8 protein-coding genes and 1 pseudogene are annotated in these 12,548 nt (G+C 43.0%); 4 read left to right on the top strand and 5 right to left on the bottom strand.

Translation table 11 applies throughout. From position 1 onward, the window contains the following. The 5 genes from SD31_RS11640 to SD31_RS11620 form a co-directional block, all read right to left on the bottom strand. Positions 1-1,302 (bottom strand): RagB/SusD family nutrient uptake outer membrane protein, encoded by a 1,302-nt coding sequence (locus tag SD31_RS11640; RefSeq protein ID WP_052259004.1) that lies wholly within the window; start codon positions 1,300-1,302, stop codon positions 1-3. Between the two features lie 10 nt (positions 1,303-1,312). Then, positions 1,313-4,636: a SusC/RagA family TonB-linked outer membrane protein gene (locus tag SD31_RS11635; protein WP_231561527.1), complete on the bottom strand. Its 3,324-nt coding sequence runs from the start codon at positions 4,634-4,636 to the stop codon at positions 1,313-1,315. Positions 4,637-4,814: 178 nt separating this feature from the next. Continuing rightward, complete coding sequence (locus SD31_RS11630) at positions 4,815-5,858, bottom strand: FecR family protein (RefSeq protein WP_039054244.1); 1,044 nt, start codon at positions 5,856-5,858, stop codon at positions 4,815-4,817. A 124-nt stretch (positions 5,859-5,982) separates the two neighbouring features. Beyond that, on the bottom strand, positions 5,983-7,179 hold the full coding sequence (locus tag SD31_RS11625) for a metallophosphoesterase family protein (protein ID WP_039054243.1): 1,197 nt from the start codon (positions 7,177-7,179) through the stop codon (positions 5,983-5,985). 7 nt (positions 7,180-7,186) lie between these two features. Beyond that, positions 7,187-8,494, bottom strand: a complete 1,308-nt coding sequence (locus tag SD31_RS11620) for an acetylxylan esterase (RefSeq protein WP_039054242.1) — start codon at positions 8,492-8,494, stop codon at positions 7,187-7,189. Between the two features lie 263 nt (positions 8,495-8,757). Between SD31_RS11620 and SD31_RS11615 the strand changes: the two genes are divergently transcribed. The 4 genes and pseudogenes from SD31_RS11615 to proC all read left to right on the top strand — a co-directional run bounded on the left by SD31_RS11615 (position 8,758) and on the right by proC (position 12,498). Continuing rightward, a complete protein-coding gene (locus tag SD31_RS11615; protein WP_039054246.1) occupies positions 8,758-9,891 on the top strand; it encodes an aspartate aminotransferase family protein in 1,134 nt (377 codons plus the stop codon). Positions 9,892-9,907: 16 nt separating this feature from the next. Next, positions 9,908-10,870: pseudogene (locus SD31_RS11610) on the top strand (acetylornithine carbamoyltransferase); the annotation flags it as partial. An 8-nt stretch (positions 10,871-10,878) separates the two neighbouring features. Next, positions 10,879-11,676: an acetylglutamate kinase gene (argB, locus tag SD31_RS11605; RefSeq protein ID WP_039054241.1), complete on the top strand. Its 798-nt coding sequence runs from the start codon at positions 10,879-10,881 to the stop codon at positions 11,674-11,676. A gap of 24 nt (positions 11,677-11,700) precedes the next feature. Then, a complete protein-coding gene (proC, locus tag SD31_RS11600) occupies positions 11,701-12,498 on the top strand; it encodes a pyrroline-5-carboxylate reductase (protein WP_039054240.1) in 798 nt (265 codons plus the stop codon). Positions 12,499-12,548: the final 50 nt, after the last annotated feature.

The following is a 12,548-nucleotide window of genomic DNA, read 5'->3' as shown; positions in this document are numbered from 1 at the left end:
CTAGGGTTGAAGTTTCGTTAATCCAGTCGCTGCGCTATATGTTACGGTAGCATAAAATCGTGGTTCACGACGAACGTACATATTGAATGTTGTTTTCTCTCTAGAAGAGCTAACGGCCTTGTATTGGGAGAATCCGGTTTCAGAGTAACCACTTTCTGGATTGATAATAGGGGAACCGTCAGCTAAATAACCAGTAATGGGAACTGAACCATCTTCCATTCGGTACGCGTCTATGAGTTGTTGCGTAGGACCTAAGGAAGCGTAGCCGTTAGCTAATCTAGGAGTGCAAGATCTTTGATAGGACGCTATGTTGTTTGTGTTTCTTCCAAGAATCCATTCAATGTTCCATACATCTAGGAACAAGTCTCGGTATGATAGGAAAGCATTTAATGTTCCATTGGTATTATATTTTTTGTATAAGCCCAGTTTTCCTGAGGACTCGGCATAGTCTATTAATTTTTTTGCGGCCGCGGCTGCACGTTCCCACTTGGTGGCATCGTAGGTGGTGTTCATTAGCGGCTTTCCGTCTTTGTTTTTGAAGTCAACATAATCTTTGTTGCCATTGTAGAGAGGGCTAGCGGCATACAGCAAAAGCCTGCTGCGCATGGCCATGCACAACACCTTGCTGGCTCTACCCATATCGCTTTCCAACACTTGATCACCATAGTAGTGGTCTATGTCTAGGTCGGCTTCTGCCTGGTCTAGTTCGCTGAGAATGTAATCGACACATTCGTCATATGAACTCCTAGCGAGTTGCATCTTAGGGTCAGTCATCGGCAAGTCGGGACTTATTTCTTCGTCACCTATGATGATTACCGGGCCGTATTGTTTTAACAATTCCATATAGAAGAAAGCTCTCAGGAAGCGTGCTTCTGCCTTACGGCGTTTGATGAAGTTGGGACCTTCTCTTTCTTCTAAAATCTGCTTGTTACCATCTATGTTGTTTATAAATGTTGTAGCGGTACGTATGCCTTTATAATAGTGGTCCCAAAAGTTCCAGTAATTGGAAGAGGCATTCCAGTTACCTAGGTTGACACGATAAGGGTTGTTGCGCTGTGAAACGTCACAATCGTCGGAAATTACATCCCAAGGGGTGTCATTAGTACGGTGTGTCTCATCGCGTATGTAGTTGTAGGTTGCAGCAAGCCAGTTTTCCGATAGATCTTTACGGTTGAACACCTCGTTGAGGTCTAACCTGTCGTCAGGAACTTGGTCTAGGAAATCTTTATTGCAGGCTGACGCGGTGAATAGCACTCCTGCAACCAAAACGTATTTCAATGTCTTTATATATTTATTTTCCATAGTTTTTTCGCTAAAAGTTAATGTTCATACCAATTGAATAAGTTTTCAGGTTAGGGTATCTGGTACCGCGACCGTCACCCAATTCCACATCCCAAAACTTGAAAGGACTCCAGGTCAGGATGTTGTATCCTGATAAGAATATACTTGCATTGGTAAGGTGTATGCTATTCACGAAGCGTTTTGGCAGCTGATAAGATAGCTGTATGTCTTTCAAGCGTAAGTATCTTCCGTTTTTCATCCACCATGTGCTAGGATTGTAGTTACCGTTTGGAGAACCATCCGAAAGGCGAGGGTAGAAAGCATCCTGACGAGGGTTGTCTTCCGTCCATCTATCTTCAATGTTGCTGAGAAGATTACCACGGCTTAGCGATACCGAGAAAGGATATACACCTTCTCCACTTAGCAGGATGTCTACGTTGCCTACACCTTGGAACAAGGAGGTGAGGCTGAAGCTTTTGTAGGAGAATGAAAGCCCGAAGCCGTATACCAATTCCGGGATAGTACCATATCCCATAGGCATCTTGTCAAAGTCGTCGATTTTACCATCCCCATTGATATCTTGGAATTTAATATCGCCTGGTCGTACCAGTCCTGGATGTAGAGGACCGTTATCTATGTCGTCTTGTGATTCAAACAACCCTAAGGCCACATATCCCCAGCGCTGGCTTACTTTCTTTCCTTTGGCATCCAGCCAAGGATATAGAGGAGTAGGTTGGTCGTTTTCTACGACTTTATTGCGGTTGAAGGTGATGTTTCCTAACAGCTGGAAAGAGAAATCATTGAACTTCTTGCTCCAAGTGATGGATCCGTCAAACCCTTGGTTGTCGATGATTCCGAGGTTGCCGGAAGGGGCGGACTGTAGACCAACATAGGAAGGCACGTTACCTCTACGTAAGAAGATACCCTCTCTACGTTCTTTGAACAAGTCGAACTGGAAGTTTAGCTCGTTGTTGACTGTCTGAATATCGAGGCCTAAGTTGCTTTTTATAGAAGTTTCCCAGGTTACATCCACCCCATATTCACCGATGTTGTAGCCACCTAAAGATTTAGGGTTTTTGCCAAAGCTATAGCCTGTTACGCTGTTAATGGTTGAGATGTACGCGAACCGTAGTTCCTCACTGGAAATCTGTATCTTACTGCTTCCTACTTTACCATGTGAAAATCGAATTTTAGCTAGTGTTATCTTATCTTTGAGGCTGTCGAAGAAAGGCTCTTCCGAAAGCACCCAGCTTACTCCGAAGGAAGGGAAGAATCCGAAGCGGTGATCAGGAGCAAAGTTTTCCGAACCGTTGTATCCGAAGTTTGCTTCTCCGAAGTACTTGTTGTTGTAATTGTATGTTACCCTTCCTGAAAGTCCCATATAGCGGTACGGAAGAGAAGTAATTAAGGTTGATGCCTGAGAGTTGAGGAGGTCACTCTTGTTGAAGAGTAACATGGCAGAGGTGTTGTGTTTGCCGAAAGAGCGGTTATAGTTTAAGGCACCTTCAAGGTAGATGGTACGCTCTCCAGAGCTATTTCGGGAGAAAGAGAGGAAACGCTCCCCCTGATAAGTCTGTTCGTACTGCATTTCGCCGTTAGCGTCACGGCCGATGGCAAGGAAGGAGTCTGGTCTTTTTGTTCTTCTCATAGAGGTGTAGTTGTACACGTCGAAGGAGAACATAGCAGTTGCCGAAAGGCCTTGCGTAATGAAAGGAAGCTCTTGTGTTGCACGTAAGTTAGAAAACAGCTGATTGCGCCATTGGTTGGCATATCCTGTCTGTGTAAGGTGTGCATAAGGGTTTACCAGAGAGCCTGCCCTTTGGTCCGGAATAGTTCCGTTTTCAAAGACAATAGGATGTATTACGGGGGTTACCATCCATGCGTTTTCGAAGATGGTAGCCTGTCCTGATCCTGGATAGTTGGCATTTGCCAGATAGCCTTGCACGCCCAGTTCTACTTTTGTGGTAGTACTTGGCTTAACCGTTAGGTTGGATGTCAGGTTATAACGTTTATATCCTACCTGATAATTGTAGTTTACGGTTTCGTCAGTTTTATAAAGTCCCACTTCATCGAAGTAACTGACACCGACATAGTAGGTTGAAAGATCAGAGCCTCCGTTGATATTGAGGTTTCCACGACGTTGTCTTCCGAAGTCATTGAATAGTGCTGACATCCAATCCACATTAGGATATAGATAAGGGTCTTCACCGGACATAGTTTTTTGGATGCGATCTTCACTATACATAGGTGCTGCTCCTCTGTTTGTCAAGGCTTCGTTAGACATCCGCATATAGGTGATACCGTCTGCAAATTTTGGAAGGGTGGTGAATTGTGTTACCCCTTCATAATAGCGGAAGTTGAACTTAGGCTTTCCTGATGTCCCTGATTTTGTTTTTATGATGACCACGCCGTTGGCACCGCGGACTCCGTAGACTGCTGTTGCGGCAGCATCTTTCAGCACGGTGAAGCTTTCTATATCTTCGGGATCTACGTTGGCCATTTTACGTGGGGTTCCATCTACGAGCACGAGAGGTTCACTCAACCCTTGGCTGAAGGTTGAAATTCCACGAATCCACACGCTGGCGTCATCAAAGCCAGGCTCTCCCGTACGTTGTACGGACACTACGCCGGCGATTCTACCACCGAGGACGTTGGTAAGGTTTGCTGCCGTCACCTGAAGGTCTTTTCCGCTGATGCTAGACTGTGCTCCCACTAAGCTTACCTTTTTCTGTGTTCCGAAGCCTACGATGACCACCTCATCCAGCCCTGCTTCTGTAGGTGTCATGACAATATCGAGTTGTGTAGGAGAGGTGACAGAAACCTCTTGATCGCGATATCCTACGCTTTTGAATACTAGCACGGTAGGTGTAGGCACTGCCAAGATAAACTTACCGTTGATATCAGAGATGGTTCCCATACTAGGTTTATCTTTTACAGTGATAGACACACCGGCCATAGGTTGACCTTTCTCATCCACAATACTTCCTATTATCTGCGTTTGCGCTGTGGCAGATGATGGACCCGTGTTTGTGGAAGTGTTTTTTTGCACAAGACGGACAAAGTCGTGTTTGACTTCATAGGTCATGTTGGTCTGTGATAGGATATCCTGTAAAATTTCTTTTATAGGTTTTTGAGCTTTGTAGTTGATTTTATTTTTTAACTGACGGTTGGTGTTGCTGTAGGCTAGAGGTACGTTGTATTTACTTTGCAGCTGCACCAAAGCCTCTTCAACCGTCACATTAGAGAAGTTGACCGTAGCTATTTGGTTTAGTTCTTTCTGTCCATAACTCTCATTGCTGGCGAGCACTATGCATGTTGTCAGGACAAAATACCAAATCATAAACGATATACGCATAATTTGTCTGTACTTAATATGAGCAATACATTGTCTATTTTTTTGCATATTTGCATTGTAATTAATAAGGTTTAAAACTTTGTTAATTATCGGATATCAAGAAGTTTCTCAGGCCCTTGATATCTAGGAACTGCGGCCAGACTTGCCTAGCAAGTCTGGCTATTTTATGAAAGGTATTTTATTTGGTTCTCATCTCCCATACGTTTTTTTGTTTATTGAACTTCACTTTTGCATTGGCTAATTCACCAAGTGTATAGATAACTTGTTCTTTGGTTTTGCCTTTGAAGGTTATGGTGATTTTCACGTCTTCAAGACTTTTATCGATGACTATGGAGTCGCCGAAATTTCTATGAGCACTTTTGATTACATTTTTCAAAGGTTCGTTGAAATAGACAAGCTCGTTATTGATCCATAGAAGCTGGTCATGTTTTTGTTTAAGCCAATTTTTGTTTTCGTCTAAGTAGGCAATATCACCAGCTTTTAGTTCTATGGCGCGTGACTCTATGATATGGAGCAATGTGGATTCTGTACGGTTGACGAAATGGTTTATAAGCTCTTTTTCACTAATGTGGGCTTCTATAACATAGGATTGAACTACACCGGAGCGCACTTCAATATTGGCATTGATGTCGGTATTGATATTGAAGCTAGTGCCTACGACCTTGGTAGTGTACTGTGGAGCAATCACGAAAAAGGGGCGTTGCTTGTCCGGTTTTACATCAAAGAAACCTTCTCCTTGTATTTTTACGATTCTGAAATTTTTGGGCTGCCATTGAGGATAGGTAAGCGTACTGTTGCCGTTGAGCAGGACAGTCGTGCTGTCCGGCAGTGTCACTTTCTTTCTAATCCCATGGGGTGTGGTAACCGTAATCCACTCTTCAATGTTTTTGTTTTCGCTACGGTATTGAAAGAGGTAATACGTTGTCATAAGCAACACAATCAGGCAGGCCACTAGGGCTATAATGTTTTTGTGAGACCGAACCGCTGACTTATGAGGATGTATAGAATTCAGCAGACGTTGGCGTGTGTTCTCTGCATTCGTATATTCCGGATACTGATTTATATGTTGTTGAATATGTTCAAAGTCGGTCTTAAACTCTTCCAATAAGACTTTTGAGGCCGTAGGATCGGTGAAGTATGTTTTAAGGGTTTCAAGCTCCGACGGACTTATGGTATTGGAATTAAGTTTGGATAGTAAGTTTTTAATTTGGTTATGGTTCATAATGGTTGTCTTTCATTCATAATATGCAGAAAGACAAGGTTGGTAGGGGTGTAAAAAGAAAATATTTTTTATTTCATTGAAAATCAACGAAATAAAAAAATATTTTCAAAAGTATACAGGCTCATTAAGCTTTTATCGTCCAGCTTTTTATGACCTGTCCGTTTTCACTTATGAGTTGTGAATGCAAGGATTTGCTGTTTGCCTGTACATCGAGAATAGTTCTTTGTCCCTCTTTAGGTCCGCCGCCGATAAATAAGGCGAATTTATGGTCATCATTTGGAGCGATAAACTCTGCTTTGTGATTATGGCCACTATAGACAATATCGATTTTATGTTTGTTGAAGATAGGGACAAACAATTCATGGCAATGTGTAGGTCCGTGCCAGTCTTTCGAATAGAGTGGAGGCATGTGTATAGCTACTGCGCGGAATTTGGCTCTTTTGAAAGCCGGAGTTTTAACGATTTCCAGCAGCCAATCCCTTTGTTCTAGTCTCAATCGGTCAAAATCAGCTAGTCCAAAATACTCTTTGCTGCTATCAAATTTGTCTTCTCCGGAATCTAAGAATATCCAGAAAATAGGTCCTAGCTGAAATGCCTGGTAGGTCTTTTGATTAGGATAATCAAAATATTTGTCTAGCTCACGGGCGAAAAGTCCTCTTGTCTCGTGGTTTCCTCTGTTGAACACAAAAGGAGTACGAGTTGAGAAGAGCTCATTTATGGGGAGTAGGAAATTCTCTACGAGCTGATTTTCATCCTTTATCTGGTTGAACATATCTCCATTGAATACGACCAAGTCTGTCGTTTGCTGATTTCGGACCTGCCAAAGCGTTTTGAAACTTCCGTTGCGGTCGTGTATGTCGTTGAAAAGGATGACATTGCAGCTTTCTTTCTGTTGAGGAAGGGTGCGGAAGGAATAGGTTTCGGAAACCATCTCTTCGCCGTAGAGTACTTCGTATCCGGCTAACTTCTGTATGGGCTTGGTATGTATGCGGTATTGGTATAGAGTGTCCGGTTTGAGGTTGTACAGCTTGAAGTTAAAATATCGGCAGTTGGCTACTTTGAGACCATGTCTGCTTTCGAAGTGTGACTGATCGATTTTTTGCTCGCCAAACTCTACCCAGGTATAGCTGTTGGTGCGGGTCAATACCTGAATACTTACAGACGATGAGGTCAAACTTTGTAGATAAGGTTCTGTCGTAAAACCAGGAGACTGCGCATGTAGTGGTGTTTCCTTGTTGGCTGTTTTGCTTAAGGCAACATGTGGGATTGACAAGGAAAGCAATCCTACATGTTGCATAAATCTTCTTCTTGAAATAGACATAAGCGCTCTATTTTAGAAAGTTCTTTATCCAGTTAAATATCTTTTGTTGTTGTTCCGGATAGGTCCAATGTCCTGTCTCCTGTACCAAGAGTAATTCTTTTGGAGCTTGGATTTGGTTGAATGCGGAGTACATAGATGTAGGAGGACATGTTTCGTCGTTGTATCCCCAAGTATAATATCCCGGAACATTAATCTGACGGGCGAAGTTTACCACATCGTAGTATGCTGATGTTTCAATTTTGGCTTTTGTTGCCATGGTAGGAGCATTGTTTTCGTTGAACATGTGAGGCCATCCGCCGGCACGTTTATGTAGGTATCCTGTAAGGTCAGATAAGGCCGGGTATACCGCGACAAGTCCTTTAACTTTCTTGTTGAGAGCTGCGGTGATGATAGAGAGGGCGCCGCCCTGGCTTTGACCCCATACCAAAAGTTTAGAATTGTCTACCTCTTCCAAGGAAGCCAACACGTCTATACCTCTTACGCTGCCGATATACACACGTTTGTAATAATATGTGTCTTTGTTGTCCAAGTTTACCATTGGATAGTTTTTAAGGGCTCCGGCAGCAAGGTTGTTATAAAGGTCCGTGGTATAGGTCACTGGGATGCCATGGATACCTATCTGTAAGGTTACAAATCCATGTTCGGCTTGTTCTATAAGACCATTATAAGGTCTGATACCTGCTCCTGGCACCTGCAGGATACCCGGATATTTTCCTGCTTTTTTAGGTTTGGCGAGGATGCCATAGATGAAACTGTTGTCAATATTTTTGTAGCGGATATGGTATACATCCACCAGTGGAGTACATCTTTCAGGAAGTAAGGTTAGGTTTACATCCAAAGGAATTTTTGCTGCTTTGTTGAGTTCGTTTTCCCAGAAGGAAAGGAAGTCGGAAGGGAGTTTTTGCGTGGCCTTGATTTTTTCCGGTGCGATGGCGGCAGTGGCAAGACCTCTATATTCGGTGCCTTCGATGTTGACTTTTACCTCACAACGCACGAAACCGGGTGTATCTAATGAAAGGACTTTTCCTACCTCTACATTTTCTTTAGTAATCTTCAAGGTACCAGACTGTTCCGGTTTCATCTTTTCCAAGCCGATAGTGTATTTTGCTTCGATGTTTTGCAGAGGAACCTGGTTTTTAAGTACGGTTACAGTAAATTTAACTTTCTCTCCGGGAGCGTATGTCCAGTCCGCTTTATTTGGTGTCACCAATACTTGTATAGGCTGATAATGTCTGGATTGACCGAAAAGGACGTTAATGCTTAAGGTCAATAAGCATACTAACGCAAGAAGTTTTTGATAAAATGTTATTCGCATAATAGGTTTTAAGATTTTTAGGTTTTTGTTGAATATTATTTTGGGTTGAGTTTGAATTCATAAAGATAAGGGTTTTTGGTTATCATCTAAAACAGTAAATGAGAAGAACTTAGACTATCAGGGAGTTATTGAAGCGGATGACAGTCTTTTTTTCATCATTTATTGTAAAAATGAAAGATATTTTAACCCTTTTTATCGGTACTTAAGTATATTTGCTAACTATATTTACGGGCATCACAAAAGCCTTTAATACATATAAAAATATGAATTTATTTGATGTTTATCCTGTCAATCCTATCCATATCGTAAGAGCTAAAGGTTCTACTCTTTGGGATGCTGACGGCAATGAGTATTTGGATCTGTATGGCGGACATGCTGTGATTTCTATAGGACATACACATCCGCATTATGTTCAAAAGATTACGGAGCAGCTGAATAATATAGGCTTCTATTCCAACTCGATTGAGATTCCGTTGCAGAAGCAGCTGGCACAGCAGCTTGGTGAGATGTCGGGCAAAGAAGATTATGCGTTGTTTTTATGTAACTCGGGCGCTGAGGCCAATGAGAATGCGTTGAAGTTAGCATCTTTCCATACTGGACGTAAGAAAGTCATCGCTTTCAGTAAATCTTTCCATGGTCGTACCTCGTTGGCTGTTGCAGCTACGGACAATCCTTCGATTTCTGCGCCGGTAAATAAGACGGACAATGTCGTTTTCTTGCCTTTCAATGATGAGGAGGCCTTGTCACAAGCTTTTGCTTCTTATGGTGAGGAAGTTGCTGCGGTGATTATAGAAGGTATTCAAGGTGTTGGAGGCATCCGTGAAGCATCTATTCCTTTCTTGCAATTGATACGTTCGTTGTGTGACCAATACGGGGCAGTGTTTATTGCCGATTCAGTACAGTGTGGATATGGACGTACAGGGAACTTCTATTCGCATGACTATGCCGGTGTGCAAGCCGACATCTACTCTATGGCGAAAGGTATGGGCAATGGCTTCCCAATAGGAGGTATCGCTATTGCTCCTAAGTTTAAGGCGTCATATGGTTTGTTGGGCACAACCTTCGGGGGTAATCATCTAGCTTGTGCTGCCGCTGCAGCCGTATTGGATGTGATGAAGAGCGAAAAACTCCTAGAGAATGCAAAGACGGTGGGAAACTATCTGTTGGAAGAGCTCAAAAAGTTTGACAAGATCCAAGAAGTGCGTGGTAGAGGCTTGATGATCGGTATAGAGCTGCCTGCGGAGCTGGCTAGTGTGAAGAAGGATCTTCTTTTCAAAAACAGAATATTTACAGGTGAGGCAAAACCAAATGTCATCCGCATTTTGCCTGCATTGAATATTACGAAGGAGATTGCAGACAGATTTTTGGACGCCTTGGACGAACGTCTTAAAGCATAAATTGATTGATTGATGAAAAAGTTTTTTTTCTGTAGCTGATGTAGATAGCTTGGAAGCTATTGTGCAGGAAGCACTATCCTTAAAAGCAAACCCAAATGCTTATGAGCATTTAGGAAAACATAAAATGTTGGGCTTGGTATTTTTGAATCCGAGCTTGCGTACACGTCTTAGCACACAGAAGGCTGCCATGAACCTAGGGATGAATGTCATGGTGATGAACATGGATAAGGACGGCTGGGCCTTGGAGACACGTGATGGTGTGGTGATGAACGGCACTACCGTAGAGCATATCCGTGAGGCTGCCGCCGTGATGGGTGAATATTGTGATATCCTAGGATTACGTTCTTTTCCTTCGTTAAAAGATAAGGAAGCCGACTATACGGAAGACCTATTCAACAAGTTTGTAAAATACTGTGGTGTTCCGGTAGTATCTTTGGAGAGTGCTACGCGTCATCCATTGCAAAGTCTTACCGACTTGATAACTATCACCGAGCATAAGAAGGTAGCAAAGCCTAAGGTAGTATTGGCATGGGCACCACATGTGAAAGCCTTGCCTCAGGCTGTTCCTAACTCTTTCGCCGAGTGGATGTCCAAAGCGCAAGAACAGGGATTGGTGGATTTTACGATTGCCCATCCAGCAGGGTATGAGCTTGCAGAAGAGTTTACGCAAGGCGCTACGATTACCCACAATCTGGAAGAAGCTTTGCAAGGAGCAGATTTCGTCTATGTTAAAAACTGGTCTTCCTATAAAGAATACGGTCAAGTATACCCTGTATCTGACAACTGGATGTTAGATAATCAAAAATTAACTCTTACAAATGACGCTAAAGTAATGCACTGTTTGCCTGTTCGCCGTGATTTGGAGCTGTCGTCAGAAATACTGGACGGACCAAACTCCTTGGTAATTAAGGAGGCGAGCAACAGGGTGTGGGCCGCACAGGTGGTATTGAAGCGAATGTTAGAGAATCTAAACAAATAAACAAGCATATGTCAAACAGTACATTGAATATTATTAAGATCGGTGGTAATGTTATTGATGATGATATTCAATTAGAAGCTTTTTTAGAAAAATTTGCCGCAATTCCCGGAAAGAAAATCTTGGTGCACGGTGGAGGAAAGATAGCGTCCCGCGTTGCAGAAAAGATGGGATTGAAGGTGAAGATGGTAGACGGCCGTCGCATTACGGATAAGGATATGTTGGATGTGGTGACTATGGTCTATGCCGGCCTTACCAACAAAAATATTGTTGCGACATTACAGAAATATAAATGCGATGCCATAGGGCTGAGTGGTGCCGATGGTAATGTCATCAAAGCCGTAAAACGTCCTGTTAAAGAGATAGACTATGGCTTTGCGGGCGATATCTTGGCGGATTCGGTAAACTCATTGGCTATCAAGAAGTTTTTAGATGCGGGATTTACCCCTGTCTTTTCGGCTATCACGCATAATGGCAACGGGCAGCTTCTGAACACCAATGCAGATACTATCGCCTCTGCCTTAGCCGTCAATATGACAGAACATTATGAAACCTCATTAATCTATTGTTTTGAGAAAAATGGTGTCTTGAAAGATATCAACGATGAGAATTCTGTCATTGAAACGATTACGGCAAAGCAATTTGAGATGTATAAAGATAGCGGCATCATCAGTGAGGGCATGATTCCTAAGCTGCAGAATGCTTTTGATGCTATCAACAAAGGAGTGAAGTCCGTATATATCGGAAATGCATCCAACCTGCATCTGTTCCAGCAGCAAAAATTTGGAACTTGTCTGGTGAATAAGTAATATTAAAAAATCAACCTACAAACCATGAGCAAATTAACAATAATCGGATCCGGAAATATTGGGTTTTCATTGGCTAAGGGCCTTGTTAAGTCTAATATTTATCAAGCAGGGGACATTGTGCTTACGCGCAGAACCTTGGCTTCTCTGGAGGAGGAGGCTAAGCAGGGTTTTGGTGTGAGTGCCAACAATGCGGAAGCTATTCAAGGTGCTGAAATCATTGTATTGGCGGTTCTTCCGCAGCAGATTAAGAAGGTGATGGAGGAGATTGCCCCCGTGGTACAGCGTGATCAGATTATTGTCTCGGTAGCTTCAGGTGTATCATGCCAGGATGTCAAAGAGGTGTTGGGGCAGGATAAAACTGTCGTTCGTGCTATGCCGAATACGGCCATAGCTATCGGGCAGTCCATGACCTGTATTGCCACGGATAATGCGGATGCGGAAGTGGTGAAGAAGGTAGAGAAACTTTTTGAGGCTGTAGGATCTGTGGTAGTAATCAACGAAGATCTGATGACGTCGGCAACAGCTTTGTGTGCCTGCGGCATAGCATTCTTCTTGCGTGCAATACGTGCGGCATCACAGGGAGGCGTGGAAATAGGTTTCCATGCTCATGATGCCTTGAAGATGGCGATACAGACAGCTAAGGGAGCAGCAGATCTGTTGTTGCAGACCCATAGTCATCCGGAAAGTGAAATCGACAAGGTGACCTCGCCGAAAGGATGTACTATTGCGGGGCTCAACGAAATGGAACACAACGGACTTAGCTCAGCATTTATAAAAGGTATCAAGTTGTCGGCAAAAAAAAGCTGGCGGTCTTTACAATGAATAAGGATATAACAAATCTATCGAGAAAAGTAAATCTCTATTAGCTCAAC

The sequence above is a fragment of the Sphingobacterium sp. T2 genome, from assembly GCF_000814685.1.
Classification (GTDB): Bacteria; Bacteroidota; Bacteroidia; order Sphingobacteriales; family Sphingobacteriaceae; genus Sphingobacterium; species Sphingobacterium thermophilum.
The sequence above is the reverse complement of the archived record's forward strand: the minus strand, read 5'-3'. Positions and strand labels throughout refer to the sequence as shown.

Excerpts from the sequence above, each read along its gene's own strand:
- argB (WP_039054241.1), top strand. The coding sequence starts at position 10,879 with ATGTCAAACAGTACATTGAATATTATTAAGATCGGTGGTAATGTTATT.
- proC (WP_039054240.1), top strand. The coding sequence starts at position 11,701 with ATGAGCAAATTAACAATAATCGGATCCGGAAATATTGGGTTTTCATTG.
- SD31_RS11625 (WP_039054243.1), bottom strand. The coding sequence starts at position 7,179 with ATGTCTATTTCAAGAAGAAGATTTATGCAACATGTAGGATTGCTTTCC.
- SD31_RS11630 (WP_039054244.1), bottom strand. The coding sequence starts at position 5,858 with ATGAACCATAACCAAATTAAAAACTTACTATCCAAACTTAATTCCAAT.
- SD31_RS11620 (WP_039054242.1), bottom strand. The coding sequence starts at position 8,494 with ATGCGAATAACATTTTATCAAAAACTTCTTGCGTTAGTATGCTTATTG.
- SD31_RS11635 (WP_231561527.1), bottom strand. The coding sequence starts at position 4,636 with ATGCGTATATCGTTTATGATTTGGTATTTTGTCCTGACAACATGCATA.
- SD31_RS11640 (WP_052259004.1), bottom strand. The coding sequence starts at position 1,302 with ATGGAAAATAAATATATAAAGACATTGAAATACGTTTTGGTTGCAGGA.
- SD31_RS11615 (WP_039054246.1), top strand. The coding sequence starts at position 8,758 with ATGAATTTATTTGATGTTTATCCTGTCAATCCTATCCATATCGTAAGA.